General features: G+C 49.9%; 10 protein-coding genes. 8 read left to right on the forward strand and 2 right to left on the reverse strand.

Annotation, left to right across the window (positions count from 1 at the left end; translation table 11 throughout):
• Nucleotides 1-664 precede the first annotated feature (664 nt).
• The 6 genes from ACYVIY_RS19760 to ACYVIY_RS19785 all read left to right on the forward strand — a co-directional run bounded on the left by ACYVIY_RS19760 (nt 665) and on the right by ACYVIY_RS19785 (nt 10,065).
• A complete protein-coding gene (locus tag ACYVIY_RS19760) occupies nt 665-5,887 on the forward strand; it encodes an Ig-like domain-containing protein (RefSeq protein WP_460978124.1) in 5,223 nt (1,740 codons plus the stop codon).
• A gap of 76 nt (nt 5,888-5,963) precedes the next feature.
• On the forward strand, nt 5,964-7,004 hold the full coding sequence (locus ACYVIY_RS19765; protein ID WP_460978125.1) for a T9SS type A sorting domain-containing protein: 1,041 nt from the start codon (nt 5,964-5,966) through the stop codon (nt 7,002-7,004).
• A gap of 287 nt (nt 7,005-7,291) precedes the next feature.
• A complete protein-coding gene (locus tag ACYVIY_RS19770) occupies nt 7,292-7,579 on the forward strand; it encodes a PqqD family peptide modification chaperone (RefSeq protein WP_460978126.1) in 288 nt (95 codons plus the stop codon).
• Nucleotides 7,551-7,988, forward strand: coding sequence for a lasso peptide biosynthesis B2 protein (locus ACYVIY_RS19775; protein ID WP_460978127.1), 438 nt, complete (start codon nt 7,551-7,553; stop codon nt 7,986-7,988). The genes ACYVIY_RS19770 and ACYVIY_RS19775 overlap by 29 nt, the downstream gene beginning before the upstream one ends.
• Nucleotides 7,979-8,899 (forward strand): serine kinase, encoded by a 921-nt coding sequence (locus ACYVIY_RS19780; RefSeq protein WP_460978128.1) that lies wholly within the window; start codon nt 7,979-7,981, stop codon nt 8,897-8,899. Before ACYVIY_RS19775 ends, ACYVIY_RS19780 begins: the two co-directional genes overlap by 10 nt.
• Complete coding sequence (locus tag ACYVIY_RS19785) at nt 8,899-10,065, forward strand: nucleotidyltransferase domain-containing protein (protein WP_460978129.1); 1,167 nt, start codon at nt 8,899-8,901, stop codon at nt 10,063-10,065. Before ACYVIY_RS19780 ends, ACYVIY_RS19785 begins: the two co-directional genes overlap by 1 nt.
• A 9-nt stretch (nt 10,066-10,074) precedes the next feature.
• Here the strand turns inward: ACYVIY_RS19785 and ACYVIY_RS19790 are convergent, their stop codons facing one another.
• The gene (locus ACYVIY_RS19790; RefSeq protein ID WP_460978130.1) at nt 10,075-12,030 is read right to left on the reverse strand and encodes an asparagine synthase-related protein; all 1,956 of its coding nucleotides are present in this window, start codon (nt 12,028-12,030) and stop codon (nt 10,075-10,077) included.
• A gap of 124 nt (nt 12,031-12,154) precedes the next feature.
• On the opposite strand from ACYVIY_RS19790, the gene ACYVIY_RS19795 reads away from it, so the two are divergent.
• Complete coding sequence (locus tag ACYVIY_RS19795; protein WP_460978131.1) at nt 12,155-12,874, forward strand: hypothetical protein; 720 nt, start codon at nt 12,155-12,157, stop codon at nt 12,872-12,874.
• A 38-nt stretch (nt 12,875-12,912) separates the two neighbouring features.
• Here ACYVIY_RS19795 and porU2 read toward each other — a convergent pair whose 3' ends face one another.
• Nucleotides 12,913-16,170 carry a putative type IX secretion system sortase PorU2 gene (porU2, locus tag ACYVIY_RS19800; RefSeq protein WP_460978132.1) on the reverse strand — a complete coding sequence of 1,086 codons (3,258 nt, stop codon included), beginning with the start codon at nt 16,168-16,170 and terminating at the stop codon, nt 12,913-12,915.
• Nucleotides 16,171-16,498: 328 nt separating this feature from the next.
• Here porU2 and ACYVIY_RS19805 point away from each other — a divergent pair, with 328 nt between their 5' ends.
• Nucleotides 16,499-17,350: a methylated-DNA--[protein]-cysteine S-methyltransferase gene (locus ACYVIY_RS19805; protein ID WP_460978133.1), complete on the forward strand. Its 852-nt coding sequence runs from the start codon at nt 16,499-16,501 to the stop codon at nt 17,348-17,350.
• Nucleotides 17,351-17,394: the final 44 nt, after the last annotated feature.

Consider the following 17,394-nt stretch of genomic DNA (forward strand, 5'->3'; position numbering starts at 1 on the left):
TGATATATAGAGTAGTCGAAGGGGTGCCAGTTTTCCACTGGCACCCCTTCTTTGTTTAGCTCATCTGACCTGGTACTGTGACTATATCAGTAAACAGATTCTATTCTCAATTGTAATTCGTTGTCTATATTAGTTTATCAATTGGTCTTATACCTAATTATTAGCACTAACTAGTTAACTCTTTTTACTAAACTACCGTATAATTAATATTATACATTTATTGAAATCAGTATGTATATAATCATCTACACAATAACCACTATTTATATTTATTGAACAAAATCTACTGTAAACCAATACACTAAGTAGCCTATCTATTATAAAATAGGTGTAATGACTTCTGAATTTTTTGTATCATATATAAAAATTTATTTTGCAGATAACATTTTTATAATACTTTTAAGCCGTAAAAACGCTTTCTGAATATAATAAGTTATCAATATCTTGTCGATATTAACTTAATTACATTACAGCAGGCAGTAGTTAATACTATTCACCTCAACGTTAAACTTTTTGCTTATGTAGTACTCGCTCTACCTCATTATCCGCTGCCGCTGGCTTTCGTTGAAAAAGCCCCTCTCCCGTCGTCCTGTTTTTTGCACCGGCGACCTGGATCGCTTCAATTACATTCCTAATTACTTAGTACTCATTATTCTTTTCTTCTATGAAACGAACGTTTATCGTCTCCGACAGAAGAGCGCCCTCCAGCCTAGTGGCCTGGTTCGCTCTTATTCTTTTGTTCGGTCTATTCACCCAGGCCAACGCTCAATCGGGAAATGCATCCTGCAACACGATTACTCCGCTTATCAGCTCAACTTTTTCAAGTTTGTCAGTTACTTCTAGCCGAAGTCTGGGAAGTGATGAATTTGACAATAAAGGCAGGTTAATTGATTCAGACCTTACCAACCCATCTACTTTCGGCTTTCTTGGGGTGGGTTCTGCTTACGTTGAAGTGAAAGACCTTGCTGCTACAGGAGGAAACGTCTATCCTGCTGGCGGCTATGCCGGTTTTGTTATTGATAATGACGCCATTTCATTATTAGGTACCGGTACAATTACCACCTATTTAGGTGATACTCAGCAGGAATCTTTTCCTACTACTTCCTTGATTGCGGTGGGAATTGCATCTGGGCGGTCAAGAGTTGGCTTTGTAACAACACAAGCTTATGATAGAATACGCTTTACATTCACATCGATAGGGGCTGGTAGCATAGATGTCTATTACGCTGTCGCCGAACGAGTCTGTGCAGCGCCAGCTTTAAATTGTAATAACACAGCAACTCGTAATACGCCTGTAAGGCTTAATAAACCTACATACCCAGTAGCAGTTAGCACCAGTTTTAGTGGTGCGAACGTAGCTACCATAACTGATGCTGAGGCAGCTATTTCATCAGATGCGAGTGACGTCGCCACACTTAATCTTATTGTTGGAGCAGGAAGCGCTACGTTTTCGGTACGAGACGTAACCGGTACTGATTTTCCAGGCGGTACGTTTGCTGGTTTTGATATAGCAAGCACATCCCTGGTAGATGTAGGCGTTTTGAGTGGGATAACGGTTACAACCTATAATAACGGCGCGCCTACGGGCCAAAGTGCAACAGGTGGTAGTTTGATTTCAGCGAACGTTTCGCTTTTATCGGGCACTGGTCGGCGAACTGTAGGCTTTGTTCCAACACTGCCATTTGATGAAATACGGTTAACCGTTAGTGGCGTTAATGTTGCAGGAACTACGAACATTTATGGAGCCGTAGTTCAGCAGTTCTGTGCAGGTCAAGCATTGACCTGTAATGTAACAACTCCATTGACCTCTCCTGCCTATCCCGTTATTGTTGACCCAGCCAACACGGGTTTTAGTGGGATATTAAACGTGGGTACTATATCGAATGAGACTAATGCGATCGACGCTGACCCTAACACTGCGGCCTCTCTCGCGTTAACAGGCAGTGTTGCTGGAAGTGGGTCATTCGCGGTAAAGCTACAGGCAGGGGCAGATCTTCCGGCCGGTACGTTTGCTGGGTTTGATATCAGCAATCCCAATTTGTTAACCGTCGATGCCAACACCCGGATTCGGGTTGAAACGTATAACGATGGAGCCCCTACCGGAGATTTTGTTATAGACGCCGGTACCCTGATCGCAGGCAGTACGAATTTACTGACCCCATCGGGGCGTAGAACGATAGGTCTTGTCGCAACCAAGCCTTTCGACGAGATAAAGCTAACCGTCTCTAGACTACTAACCGTATCGGTCGGAACGCTTCAAATTTATGGCGCAGTTGTCAGAAACCTGTGTGGGACTACGATCACATGTAATCAATCATATCTGTTAAACAGCTCCACGTCTTCCGTTGTAATCGACAATCAGCGAACTGGTATTGTAGGTTTATTGGGTGTAGCAGCAAGCATTCAGAACGTAGAGAATGTAATTTCAGGCGACCTGACTGACTTCGCTCAAATTACCAATACTGCTTCTGCCGGTACGGTCGCGTCAATTGCAGTACGTAACCCGATAAACGATTATCCGAGAGGATCATTTGCCGGATTTACAATTAGAAGAGCACCTAATCTCGTACTTCTTAATGTGTCTGACCGATTATTCATCCGGACATATCGGGATGGTACTTTCGTAGAGGAAAGAACAGCTACCAGCTTACTTGACCTATCAATCAACCTGTTTGGGCCGCCAAGTGATCGCATCAATGTTGGCTTTATTACAACGCAGCCATTTGATGAAGTCCAGATCAGCGTTTCGCCATTAGTTGGCGTCAACGCGTTGAATGGTGGCATTGATGTATTCGGTGCCTTCGTGAATACGAGCACGGCATCGGGTGATGGCTTCTTCTGCGCGCAGAACCCGAAACCTGATTTCAACGTAACCAACATCAACCAGCCGGTAACGGGTAACGTCAGCACCAATGATGTGGTGGCTTCCGGTACTACGTATGGGCCGTTTACGCTGGCAAGTGGCCCTAACGGTTCTAATCCGTCGCTGACTCCAAATGGTAACGGCGGCAGCTACACCTTTAATACGGCTACACCAGGTGTGTACGTATATAATGTAACGGTTTGCGCTCCTAACCAAAGCAACTGTCCGACTCAGACGCTGACCATTACCGCTCTCAACCCAACGGTTACCACCAACGCGCCGGTGGTTAACCCGGACATTGCGTCTACTACTGCGAATGTAGGGGTAACCATAAACGTAAAAGCGAACGATGGGCCAGGAAACACGGGTGGTACGCTAGGTACACCGACCATAGCAACCAACGCATCTAATGGTAATGCGGTAGTTAATGGGCAGAACATCGTTTACACTCCGAATACAAACTTCACGGGAACCGACCAGTTCACCTATCAGGTTTGTGAGACACCTGGTGGTTTGTGTGGCACGGCGAGAGTAACCGTTACGGTGCAACAAGCTGGACTGCCAGTGGTGGTTACTGCCGCCGATGACTATGTCAGCACCCGGCCTGGCTCAGCTACTACGGGTAACGTTCTGACCAACGATAGCCCCGGCCTGACCGTTAGTAACCCAGGCACCCGCAATGCAACTGGTGGCTCGCTACAAATAGCCGCTGATGGTAGCTATACCTTCACGCCGACAGCAGGCTTTACGGGGCCGGTTGAGTTCCCTTATACAGCTTGTGTCAGTGGTGGACAACCCTGCGCTACGGCAACTCTGCACGTATTGGTTAGTCCAACAACGCCGACAAATACCAATCGGACAAATCCGGACTTCAATGTGACCAACATCAATCAGCCGGCCACGGGTAATGTCAGCACCAACGATGTCGTACCAGCAGGTACTACCTACGGTGCACCAACGCTGGCCAGTGGCCCAGGAGGTGCTACCTTAAGCCTACAGCCTAATGGCTCCTACACCTTCACGACGCCTACAGTGGGTGTGTACGTCTATAACGTACCGGTCAACTGTCAAGGGGGCGGATGCGCGGCTCAAACGCTGACCATCACGGCAATTAATCCAGCCGTGACTACCAACAACCCAGTTGTTAACCCAGACATTGCTACCACCACTGGCACTACGCCCGTGACTATCAATGTGAAGGCCAATGACGGACCAGGGAACACCGGTGGTACACTAGGTGATCCAGCCGTTATCACTGGTGCAACGAATGGGAATGCAGCAGTTAATGGTCAGACCATTGTCTACACCCCCAATGCAGGTTTCACTGGTACTGACTCGTTCACCTATCGGGTATGTGAAACCCCGGCCAATACGTGCGGCACCGCTACGGTAACCGTTACAGTACTACCTGGCGGCAGCCCAGCTGTAGCAACAGCCGCAGATGACTACGTCAGCACCGCTCCGGGCGTAAACGCAACCGGTAATGTGTTGACTAACGACAGTCCCGGTCTGACCGTTACTAACACAGGTGTGCAAAATGCAGCTGGTGGTACACTGACATTAAACCAAGATGGCAGTTTCTCTTTCGTTCCAGCGGCCAACTTCACGGGTCCAGTCGACTTCACCTACACCGCTTGTGGTAGTGGTGGACAGCCTTGTGCTTCGGCTAGCCTGCACGTACTGGTTAAACCAACGACCCCTGCAAACACCAACACAATTTATCCAGACTTCAACGTAACCAACATCAATCAACAGGTGTCGGGTAATGTAAGCACGAACGATATAGCTCCAGCAGGTACTACGTATGGCCCAACAACTCAGGCCAGCGGTCCAGGAGGAGCTACCTTTACGCTGCAACCTAACGGTACGTATACGTTCATTACGCCAAACCCTGGTGTGTATGTTTATAACGTACCGGTCAACTGCCCAGGAGGTGGATGTGGAACTCAAACGCTGACCATTACGGCGCTGAACCCAACAGTAACGACTAATGCTCCGGTAGTTAACCCAGACGTTGCGTCAACAGTTGGCCCCAATGCTGTAACAATCAACGTGAAGGCGAATGATGGTCCAGGTAATACCGGTGGTACACTAGGCGCTCCGGAGATTTCTACCGGCGCAACGAATGGCAATGCAGCAGTTAATGGTCAAACTATCGTCTATACCCCGAATCCAGGTTTCACCGGTACTGACTCGTTCGTTTATCGGGTATGTGAAACCCCAGCCAATCAATGCGGTTTCGCGACGGTGACCGTTACGGTACGGCCTGCTGGTAGCCCAGCAGTGGCCACCGCTGCTGATGACTATGTCAGCACCGCTCCGGGTTCGACCACGACCGGCAACGTGCTGACCAACGATAGCCCTGGCCTGACAGTTACCAACCCGGGTACCTACAGTCCTGCGGGCGGTACGTTAACATTGAACAGCAACGGTACGTATAGCTTCGTGCCTAACCCTGGCGTTACAGGTCCAGTCGACTTCACATACACGGCTTGTGGCGGCACTCCTCAATCGTGTGCTTCGGCTACCCTGCACGTGCTGGTGAGCCCAACGGCGGCACCTGACCTTACGCCAAGTATAAACCTGCCACAAGCGAACTTTACTACATCAGGGGATAATGCGACACGAAACTTCACGGTAGAACTTGAAGAACTGAATGGCCTGCCAACCTCTTCTGGAAATGTTGTCTTTACGATAACTGCCCCGATTGGTTATCAGCTATCATACAATGGTTCGCTAACATCGATTGCGGTTTCGGGCGGAGGAACGGTTAATGTAGACAACACCAAGTGGACGGTTACTTCTAACAATGGCCTGCAACTGGAGTTGAAGATCAATAACGGCCAGTTTATCCCTGCAAGAGGAAGAGCAGTTATTGGATTTACGATAACTAGAACGGTAGCTAACTCTGGCACGACGGCAAACCTGACGGTTAACATTACGAATGATCCGACGAATGCTTCTTATGACAGTAATCCAGTAAATAATAGATTTACAAGAAACATTAACGCACTGTCAAATTAAATTGGAAAATAAACGGCACTGTGTAGTTTTGCACGGTGCCGTTTTTAGCACCTTCAACTTAAAAACTCCCATAATCATGACCAGAAAAATTTTACTAGTTTTTCTACTCAGTATAGTCGGCAAGTATGCCTGCTACGCTCAAGATCCAACTGTGGGCGGAATCGCTTCCGTTCCGGGCACTTTGCCTTCAAGTACTACAGGTACGGTTCAGGCTAACTTTGGTAACAATAGCTCTGTCCCAATCCCCCAGGCAAACAATGCCACGTACACGATTAACCTTCCACCCAACATTGGTGTTACGAGCTTTAGCATCACCCCGGCGGCTCCGAACCTGTCGGTAACCATCGGCGCATACGATCCTGCCGTTGGAACAATTGTTACCATTGTTAGCAATCAGGGACCTGTACCAGCTAACGCCAATTATATCCTTACGCTCAATGTCCTAGCTTTACGTACCACGAATGGTGTAGCAGCCCCTATCAGCATTAATGCTAGAACAACACCAGCTGTGGGAACCAATGATCCGACTAACGATAACGCAAATGGTAATATTCAAGTAACGGGTACAGCTCTCCCTGTTAACCTGATTTCGTTCACGGCTAAAGCACAGGACAATCGCACGGTAGCGCTGGAGTGGTCGACTTCGCTGGAGACAAGTAACAAAGGGTTCGTAGTTGAACGAAGCAAAGACCTTAAGTTCTTTGAAAAAGTTGGCGAAGTAAGCGATGTGGCTGCGAACAGTACAGCTCGCAAGAACTATCGGCTCTTCGACAACTCACCTTTCCAGGGCACCAGCTATTACCGGTTAACGCAAATCGATCTAAGCGGCAAAGCCACAGCCTACCCAACGGTATCTGTAGTACTTCGCGACGGTGCTTACGGTATTTTCCCGAATCCGGTTGCTAACGATCAAGTGTTCAGAATCAGCATGGATGAGCCAGAAACGGCAACGGTTCGTTTCTTCAATACAGACGGTCGTTCATTGCCATTCCAGAAGGCAGGTGTTGAATCCGGTAGCCTTTTATTGAAATCTGTGGGTAAACTACCTACTGGTGTTTACATTGTGACGGTTGAAGAGCGTGGTCAGACCCGTAAACATCGTGTTGTAGTTGAGTAAGCATAGTCTCTTACCAGATTGATTTCAACCCATTAGCATTTGACTTCCAATGAATAAGAACTCAAAAAATAGCATAAATCCTTCCGCCAAAAAGGCGTATAGAACCCCGAAGCTTAAAGTGCTGGGGAATGTTAAAAAACTTACTCTCAAAGTAGGTTCTAATACGGACGGCTTCGGCGGATCAGGATTCGCCGGATAAGCGCAATTGAATTACGGCACACTAAAAGCTTGATTCGTGAACGAATCAAGCTTTTTTTTATCTTTATACTGTTGTCCATTTTTAGAGTATGCTCATTACGCCCGATACCCGTATCCAGATTGTTTCCAGCCAGTCGTCGTCTGTTCTTGGCAACGAAACGATTGTCTTAAATTATGAAGTTGGTAATTACTACGAACTCAATGAAATCGGCGGGTTTATCTGGTCGCAGTTACAGGCGAATAAAGTGATGTCTGTCAACGAACTAAAAGCCCGGTTGCTTGACGAATTCGACGTAGAGGAATCCGTTTGTGAAGAAGAACTCATGCAGTTTTTAGACAATCTTTTTCATGAAAAGCTCATTGAAAAAACAGTCTGATTTCGCAAAACTTCGGTCGCTACGTGGTCACGATATAGGCTTGCTCACTCAAGCTTTTTTTGCACTTCTAGCCTATAAAGCTCTTCTGCTTGTCTTCCCATTTAATAAATTCGTTGCGGTTAAACAGCGCCCAGATGGTTCGGCAAACGTGCTGCCGGATGAGGTAATTGACAAAACGACCTGGGCGATCCGGGTAATCAGCGCTCGCATTCCCTTTGGTTTTACGTGTCTGGTACAGGCGTTAAGCGCGAAGTGGCTATTAAAAAACCCCGAAGTTCAGATCTGTATCGGCGTTCAGAAAAGTGCAACCGATCAGTTCTCAGCGCACGCCTGGGTTGTCTATAAAGGAAGAACGATTCTCGGCGAACAGGCCAATCAGGTGTTTCAGCCTATTATGGAATGGAATTGAGTACGTATTATTATAAAGCATACGGGTTAGTGATTGGCTCCGAAATTCCACTGCCTCCCCTACCCGCAATCACCCCAGCTTCGGCCGATTTACGTATCAAACGAGGGCAGCTCCCAGCCAACCCACCACTGGATCCCTCGAAAGCATACCGGGCAGGTTTGAATGCACAGTGCGGCCAGGACCAGTCGGGACAGATTTGGTTAACCTGGCCTCCCCTCTTTTCTTATCTGGCTACTAATGGTACTGAATTGCTGGTCGACACGACGCAGACCGACGTGGAACTGGTGGCACTATTTACGTATAGTGAGGCACTCGGCCTGATCCTGTTTCAGCGGGGGTACTTTCTCCTGCACGGGAGCGCGGTGCAGATCAACGATAAAGGTGTTGTGTTTTTGGGTGAGCCGGGGGCTGGTAAATCAACAACCGTGGCCGCGTTCGCGCAGCAGGGTTTTAGCGTAATCAGCGACGATATGGTTTGCATCCGAATTAATGAAAGTGGTATGCCCGTATTGATTCCGGCGTTTCCGCAAATCAAAATTTGGGAGACCAGCGTCGATGGATTGCAGTTAACGAAAGAACGGCTGGCACCAGTCCGTGAAGGAGTGAATAAATTTTCGTGGAACGATTCCGTTACGTTTGAACGGAACGAAGTGCCGCTGGAGCAAATTTATGTCTTAACCGCCCCCACCGACTCAGTCGGCTCGACCGAACCACTTCTGCCGAGCCAGGTCCCGGTCGAACTGCTGGGGTACTTTCCCCTACCCGACTCCTTACTTCGCGGTGCTTCGCTAAAAGACTTCTTCGAAAAAAGCAGTTCCATAGCGCGATCGGTATCGGTTGTTCGGATGAGTCGGCCCGCCAACTTCGCTAAACTTTACGACTTTGTTGAGTCCCTGACAACTATTGTATAATGGATTCAGGGCACTCTATTGAATTAACCGTACTACTCAACGCCTGCACGCTTGAACTTTCTGACGAGAGACGCTTAGCACTAGGCCAGCTCATCACGCAACCAAATCTGGACCTGAATCGGGTACAAGCTCTGGCAGATCGTCATCGACTGGCTCCGTTTCTATATCGTACGCTTCAGCAAATTCCGCAGACGCCGGAGCCGTTTTTAACGTCGTTACGGACGACCTGCCAACGGTTGGCTACCGACAACCTGCTTAAACTGCATGAGTATCATCAGGTCGCCAGATTGCTGACCGAGCACGGCATTGATCATATTGCTTACAAAGGGGTGCATCTGGCCCAAACGTATTATCCGGATAGCAGCCTGCGCATTTCCGGCGACATCGACATCCTGGTCGCGACCGAAGATGCTATCAACGCCATTCGGCTTCTCCAGGAGAATCAGTATCAATTGAACGAAAAGCACACCCTTTATTGGGAGCATAGCGCACAGGGTCTGATTGATGATTTGTACGAGGTAAGTTTGTTTAAACCCTTCTTTACCAATCATTTTGATATCGACTTACACTGGGACATCTTGTTCTTTAATCGGGATTATGCCTCGTTTCGCCTGCCTGATTTTCGGGCGGAGCCCACACGCCAGCCCGAGTGGGAAGTAGTTTTGCTCCTTACGCACCACGGAGTAACGAATCTCTGGCAGCATGTTTACTACGTGAATGATCTGTATTTTTTGCTGGCCAACCAATCCATCGACTGGACGTGGTTATTGAAGAAACTTAGTCAATACGGCCTGGAACGCGTATTTCTGGTTGGCTTACACTGGTGTCAGCAAATCTGGGATTTGTCGTTACCCGAGCCAGTTCGGTCGCAGGTGAACACGGAAGCGATCCGTTCGTTGGCTCGTATGTACGAAACCAATTGGGATGCTACTCAATCGGTTAAAGGCAGCGATCTGGTATTAAAGCAGTTCACCTATTTTGTAAAGGCGCAAACGCAGGTAAGCAAGTTGGTACGCATCTATTTTACTTCATTGACAAGCCGGGTTTTTCGGGCCAGTACGTTCAGAGTCGGCAAACGAATGATTTATATTCCCAAAGAATGGGGGTTGGTCACGATCCTTCTCCGGGCCGCCCGCTCCGTTTATCGCCTTATCTCAAACCGCTAGTCGCGCTGATCAGTCAGCGCTGTTTGACAGTTCGCCCAGCCAGATCGCCAGGTAGATAATCCGACTCAGCAGCCAGTTGTAACGTGTTTTTTTCTGGACCGGCATCCTGGAGTTAAACACCAGCCCCACAATTTTAGTAAACACAACTCGGTCAACAATGCCCCAGATCGGGTGGCCGGGCGACGCAAATTGCTCGTGCGTGGCGTCATACAACTGTTGCGCCGACAGCGTTGCGTACTCAACAAAATTAGTCTTCGTCAGCCGGGTTGTAATGCTCGGCGGTAAAATCGATTGCAATCCATTCCGGATCAGCCCTCTCCCTCGGCCCCGGTCGAACCCAATTTCTAGGGGCGTCGCCAATCCGAGCTCAATAACCTGCCGATCGAAAAACGGAAATGAATACTGATGACCGTAGTAAGCACCAATGTGATTCAACTGCTCGTTGCAGATTACGTTGGTCGTATTGATAACCTGGTCAACAGGTACTCCATACTCCGACAAGAAATTGGCTGTAAATGCTTTCGTTGTTCGTTGAGCGCTGGGGGGTACGCGTTGTGTAAAGTCGGCACTCAACGCATTGTTGATTAGATTCCGGTGAGCCAACTTGTTCTGAATGCGTTTCACACAATACGTAATAAGCGTGGCGCTGGGAATGCCGAACACTCGTTTCTGCGCAAGGGTTGTGTTCAGAAAAATGCCCAGCGGCTGCGTTTTAAATCGCTTAACGATCTCAGCGCCTAACAGGTAAACGATGTAGTTTTGGAACTTCCCCTGTTCGCTAAGGCTCAACCAGTTGCTGTTTATAGGTGTCAGATTACGTTCCGGATAGGCTACAAACTGCCGGCCCGCTACCGCTAAACTTGCCCAGTCACTCTGATCGATCAGCGTATCGAGATACTCGTAACAGGTGGCGATTACGCTGTCTCCGTCGTGCCCGGTCAGCAGACAATCGCAGCCAATCTGCTGAGCTTTCAGCGAAACGCTCAGGTGAAAACTGGAAGGAATAATGAAGTGTTCCGGCCGGTCGAACAGGCGATTGATTTTCAGAATAGAGTCGAGGACATCCGGAACCGGATGCACTACGTGGTGCTCGGGATGATGACGATCGACGACCGCCTGGACGTATTCAGATTCATCAGTAGAAGCCAGTCCGGTGTCGATGTTGAACGTATGGAGTGAAGCACGGTTCTGCTGGGTGAGTAGCTGTTGGGCTACGCAACTAACCGACGACGAATCGAGTCCACCGCTCAAATGAGACCCGATTGACGTTTTGTGCTGCATACGACCCTCAATGGCGGTCTCAAAATAAGCACGGAACCGATCGGCATAAGCGTCTGCACCTTTTAGACTGGTGAACCGATTCAGGTCGGGTTTCCACCAGGCGTGCGCGGTCACCTGTTGCGCATCTACTTCCAGGTAATGCCCCGGCAGAACACTGTAAATACTGTTGTAGAAAGTTTCGGCGCTATACGGTACGTAGCTTGTTACCCAGACCAGGTATTCGTACGCCTTATGCAGGTTCGGCTTTACGGTCACTTCCTTCAACGCCAGCAACGCTTTTAGTTCCGACGCAAAAGCAAAAAAACGACTCGGCTGGTGCACGTAATAAAGCGGCTTAACGCCGACAAGATCGCGGGCACAGGTAAGTTTTTGCTGACGGGGTTCCCACCCAACTACCGCAAACTCGGCATTACGTTCGTTGAAAACGGCTGTGCCCCGTTGCAGATACTGACTCACAAACGGTTGTCCGGCAACCGTAGCGTCGAAAAGATCGGCATCCGATACGGCATACGTCGACGCGCTGCTGCTAGTTTCGATCTGGCCGCCAAACGACAGGAAAATACCCTGTTCAACGGACTGACTGATTACTTCGCCCCTATGCTTTAGTAACCGGTTCAGGCTGGTGATATCGTCGGGGTCAATCGTTTGCCCATCAAAGCGAATCATACCGGCGATTCCACCCATAATAGTCTGATACGGCAAAACTTGTTGTTGCCCTTCCCTGCAAAATAAACGAAAGCCTGGACAATCTGCTATATTTAGTATCTTCGCCAGAACCAACGTTGATTGTTTTATCCTTTATCGCTCCGTGTTGTTGCGCTCACCGTTCTTACCGAAATCTATTCTGTATCTGGTTACCGCGCTGGTCTGCCTAGGCATCTGTGGCAGTTGCGACCAGCCGTCGACCGAAGCCGCCCCCGACGATTCGGCTTACTATCCGCTCAACGTTGGCGACTACTGGATTTATCAGTTAACGCAGGAGAATTACGTATCGGCGGATTCGGTAATCCGGCGCGTGTATCAGGTTCAGGAACGAATTCAGAGTACGTATAATCAGAACAATCAGTTGATTTACGTCGTCGAAGAATCCACTCGCCCGTCAGCACAGTCAAGCTGGAAAATTAGTGGCCTGCGTACGCTCTACAAAACGCTTTCGGAGGTTGTTAGCCAGCGCAACAACGTACCAGTTGTTGATCTGACGTTCCCAATTGGCTCCACTACGTCCTGGAACCTGAACGCCTACAACGCAAATCCGGATACGTTGCTTCAGTATCATTATCCGGTCCGTTCGTATACAGTTGGCAAGCTGACGTTCGACAAAACCGTATCGGTGATAGGCACCAACGACTCTACACTAGTGGATCAGTCGAAGTACCTCCGCGTATATGCCCAAGATATCGGTTTAGTGTATCGTGAGAATCTGGCGCTGGCCTTCTGTCAGTCGTCGCCCGATTGCGTTGGTAAAGGTATCGTTACGTCCGGAACGCGGTTTAAACAGGAACTTATCGCCAGTAACCGCCTGCCGTAACCCTTCAGCCAGATTAGTCAATACGTAGTGCTTCACTCCTACTGCCAAATCACTTTCCCCGTGCGGATTTCAGTACGTCCGTCTTTCCAAACCAGCCGCAGCGTATACGTATACAAACCAGCGGTATTCGCTTGCCACAGCAACGAATTACGGCCCGCTGCCACCGGAAACGCCTGGTTGGAAATTGGTACGCCCAGCAGGTTATAGATCGTCAGCCGGGCCTCATCAGGCAATTCCTGAACGGGTAAATCCAGTTCAAATTTGGCGTAGGTAGTGGCCGGATTTGGGTATACTGTAAAGCGAATTGGCTGGTCAGTGCCGACAGCTGTAATGGTTAACACATAAGGCGGCTGGGTTCGGTTACCAGCGGCATCTTTCCCAAAAACAATCAACTGATACGTAGCACCGGGCTTAAGATCAAGGTTGGTCGTCACTTTGAGCTGATTCGCCGATACCGAAACGATGGTGAACGACTGCGGTGCGATTTTCTGGGCACTGCACGTATCGCAGGCCGACAAATACATGTCCACGGCAGTAAGATCAGTCGGAATTAGGGCGTTTTCATCGAGCAACAACACCTCCACGCGGGGCTTTCCATTGACAACGGCACTGTCTTCTTTGATCGTCCCGTTGATGAACACATTAAGCGCGGGACTGATCCGATCGGGCAAACTGTTGAGCGGGTAACTGCTGCCCGCGCCAGCCTGCGCCCAATCGACGGTCAGTGTGGCCGTATTATTAGCGCGGCTTAACTCGGCTAACTGGTTATCCGGGTCGATCAAGACGTCGATTTGTTGCAGGTTTTCATCCCTCGGAATCGTATACACCAACGTATCGCGGTACCGAAAGGCGTTAAAACGTACCGTGTGACTAACGGAGCTTTTACTGGTTGTCTTTACCGACACATTTACGGGCTGATCGGCCGAAAAGCGACCCAGATTAGCCATCGGCACCACAACCCGGATTGAATCACTCGTGCGCAGTGTTCCTCCCGCTACGGTCGACTCCAGATAGATGCCTTTCTGTTCAACGGCATAATCCGGATTGGGCAACGGATAAACAACCAGAGCGGGATCGCCCTGTAAAATCATTTCGGTTAAAACGGCCACATCATGCAGGTCAACGCCTTCTTTCTCAAGCGCGGCATTTAGCTGCTGCTGAATTTTCCCCAGCGACATGCCCAGCGTAGCCGGGTTACCAAACAAGTCGCCATACAGCTTGTTCAGGTAACGGGTGGTGGGTTCTTCGTAGCTGTAGTACGAGTGCGCCAGCACCACAGCGGCCCCTTTGTCCGGTGCCAGCAGCCAATCGGTCGACAGCGTATTGAAACGGGAAAATATCTCACCCACTCCGCAACCGTTGAAAACCATGAGCGGATAAAACGGATTCGCGTAACCGTTCTGCGGGGGCGATGCATAGCCAAAGTCCACGTCCGTGATGGAAGGACCCGCATGACCAAAAAAGGTAATCAGGCTAACCCCTTCGTTCACAACGGGCGCAATATTGACCGATTCGATCGCGTCGTAGGGGTTTGTTTTGCTGTACGACGTAACGTGTCCGCCGAGCAGGCCATTTTGGAATAAGTCGCCCAGATTGCGCATGGCGTTCCGTAAGCCCTGCGCTTCAAACTCCGACTTGCCCCCGCTGATGTGAATGATATTTTTGCGCCACAGCCCATTTGGTACTGAGGTTTCAAACTGTTTGACTTTGGTCAGGTAGGCCATTACCTGATCGTTGGTCAGTACGTTCAGCCGCCCAGTCGGAATGGCGGGTGTATTGGGCGCGTATCCGTTCAGACCAGCCGTCAGTAGCACGTCGGAGCCGGGGTAGCCAATGGTTGGCACCAGATCATCGGAGGCCGTTTTTACGTAGTACGGATAGCTGTTCGCTTTACCAAGCAGAAACAGGTATTTCACGGCGGTGTTAGCCAGCATGTAATCGGCAAAGCGCCGAAGCGCGAGCGGGCTACGCTCTCCGTAGTTGAACTGGTCATACAACGAATCCGCGTTAACCATAAAGGACGTAAAACGCCCACCTGCTGCTGACGCCCGGTAATTGGCATAAGCAGTTGCCGATTGGGTAAGCGACGCGTGGGTAATGATTAAAAAATCAGCGTTTTTCGGATAAACAAACCGAAACCGGGCGGGCTCAATCGCCAGGGGTTTAAGAAATTTACTGGTCAGAAGAACGTTGCGCCCCTGGTTCGTTTCGTCCACAACAACCTGCCGTTGCCCATCCGGACCTTGTAAGGTCAGGTAACGGCAATTTGTTTTATCCGTAATGTCGTAGGCAACGGCCCCGGAAGGAACGTTCTGAATGGCCAGTAGCGCGGTTTGCCGGGTGCCCGCCGGTACGTGAAATACCTTCGTCGACTGACTGGCCATATCCAGCGCCTGCGGATACGACAGCTTCACGTAGGTAACCGAAAACTGGGTGGTCCCCCCCTCCTGACCGGCTCTAAAACGCAGCGAAAGCTGTCCGTTCTGAAGGGTAGTCGGATTGATCGTTGCCTGAAACGTCTGGCTGGAGAATCCGGGTGCATCCAGTACGGCCAGGGGCGTCTGCGGGTTAGCATCCGACTGAACCAAAATTCGGTGGGATAGGAAATCCCGGCCGTTAACCATACCCTCTACCCTGATGGGCCAGTCCGTGGCCACCCGGCCCGTTACTTTAAACGCAACGGTTCCAATCGAATCGACCCGAATCAGCTTTCCTGACCAACCTTCGCCGGGTTCAAAATAGCTTTGCTGTAGGGGCGGCTCAATCCCTTTCAAGTTATTAAACGTGTATTCGTCGGTGAATGCCTGGACAGTTTCTTCAACGTGAAACTTCTCAGCAGTAAGTCCCTGTGTTGATAGAGTTGATTCAGGGATTCGCTTTCCCACTGCGGTCGGGTCGCTGGTCAGGAAATAGGCGGTGACGTCCGAAAACAGCGTTTGGTACGGGTGCAGCCGTTGCTGAGGCCGGTAGAGCAGCGAATCCTGACTGCCATCATTGCCTTCCCCGTAAAACTCCAGATAATCTGATTCATCAAACGCCCCATCCTGCTGGCCCACAACCCGAATGGCAACTTCTTTTCCCCGAAAAAATAGCTGCCAGTGGGCGGGGTTCGTCCGGAAAAACGTAGCGTCAGCGGCTTTGAGGTCCTGATAACTGATCCGGTAAATTCCCGTCTGGTTCACCGAGAGCTTCAGGTATTGCTGACCCGCCCTGATCCATTCGTTACCGAACCGTTGTTGCGCCTGCAGGGTTAGCGTAGTTAGGACTAAAAATATGGTGAGTATTCCTTGTTTCATGCTGCAATCAACCCAGCCGGACTGTAATCCGGCGTACAACGCTGGCGCGACTAAATAGGTAACGCACGCGCAGGTAAAATCAGGTAGTCAACTTCGCTAAAGCACGACCTTATACGTAGTAGATTTCATCAAAGATAAACAGATCGCTTGAATTAACGGATGATCTTCGGTACGTAGACAAGCGATCGGTTCGGAACAGTACGTAGGTGGCTCTGATCCCGAAAACTCCGCAAGAATCGGGTTTCTAAACCCCTCTACAGATGGCAACTTTGTAGCAACAAACAACTACCGGAGCGCCGGACCGTCGGATTGCCCGATCGCAACGACTATGAACACTGACAACCCCTATACGTATCGGCAGATCGCCCGCGTTATCGAGCACTTGATCGAGAACTTCCGCCAGCAGCCTTCGTTGAGTAGTCTGGCCGAGCAGGTCAGCCTGAGCGAATTTCATTTTCAACGCCTGTTCACCGAATGGGCGGGTGTAAGCCCGAAGAAGTTTCTGCAATATCTGACGCTCGAACACGCCAAGCAGCAGCTTCGTGAGGGCCTTCCACTGGCGGAAACGGCCTACGAACTGGGCTTATCGGGTACTGGACGCCTTCACGATTTATTCGTTACGATTGAAGGTGTTACACCAGGGCAGTTCAAGCAGTTGGGACTCGGGCTGGAGGTAACATACGGCGTTTTTAACAGTCAGTTTGGCGAATACGTGCTGGGGGCTATTAACGGTAAGGTCTGTCTACTACAGTTTCTGGAGGGGCACACCAGCCCGGAAACGATCTTAACCAGCGCATGGCCGGAGGCCGTATTACGCCATGATCCGCAGACTGTCAGACACTTGGCCGAACAGATTTTCCCAACCAGCTCATCGGCATCCGGCGATACGTCGCAACCACTACGTGTGCTGGTTAAAGGCTCGGCGTTTCAACTCAAAGTATGGGAAGCCCTACTGAAAATCCCCGAAGGTCGGCTGGTCAGCTACGATCAGATTGCGACCGCCATCGGACAACCATCGGCCTCGCGGGCGGTAGGCACCGCCATTGGCAGTAATCCAATCGGTTACCTGATTCCGTGCCATCGGGTTATCAAGAAAACCGGATTAGTCGGCGGGTATCGCTGGGGTGCCGGACGTAAACATGCGATGCTGGGCTGGGAAGCCGCCCGGGTCAACGGATAATCATACTTCTCTATCCGCTGATAGGGTTTACACATAATATGACA

The sequence above is a fragment of the Spirosoma knui genome, assembly GCF_054780635.1.

Coding starts and splice junctions, on each gene's coding strand:
- ACYVIY_RS19760 (WP_460978124.1), top strand. CDS start 665: ATGAAACGAACGTTTATCGTCTCCGACAGAAGAGCGCCCTCCAGCCTA.
- ACYVIY_RS19770 (WP_460978126.1), top strand. CDS start 7,292: ATGCTCATTACGCCCGATACCCGTATCCAGATTGTTTCCAGCCAGTCG.
- porU2 (WP_460978132.1), bottom strand. CDS start 16,170: ATGAAACAAGGAATACTCACCATATTTTTAGTCCTAACTACGCTAACC.
- ACYVIY_RS19805 (WP_460978133.1), top strand. CDS start 16,499: ATGAACACTGACAACCCCTATACGTATCGGCAGATCGCCCGCGTTATC.
- ACYVIY_RS19785 (WP_460978129.1), top strand. CDS start 8,899: ATGGATTCAGGGCACTCTATTGAATTAACCGTACTACTCAACGCCTGC.
- ACYVIY_RS19765 (WP_460978125.1), top strand. CDS start 5,964: ATGACCAGAAAAATTTTACTAGTTTTTCTACTCAGTATAGTCGGCAAG.
- ACYVIY_RS19775 (WP_460978127.1), top strand. CDS start 7,551: ATGAAAAGCTCATTGAAAAAACAGTCTGATTTCGCAAAACTTCGGTCG.
- ACYVIY_RS19790 (WP_460978130.1), bottom strand. CDS start 12,030: ATGGGTGGAATCGCCGGTATGATTCGCTTTGATGGGCAAACGATTGAC.
- ACYVIY_RS19780 (WP_460978128.1), top strand. CDS start 7,979: ATGGAATTGAGTACGTATTATTATAAAGCATACGGGTTAGTGATTGGC.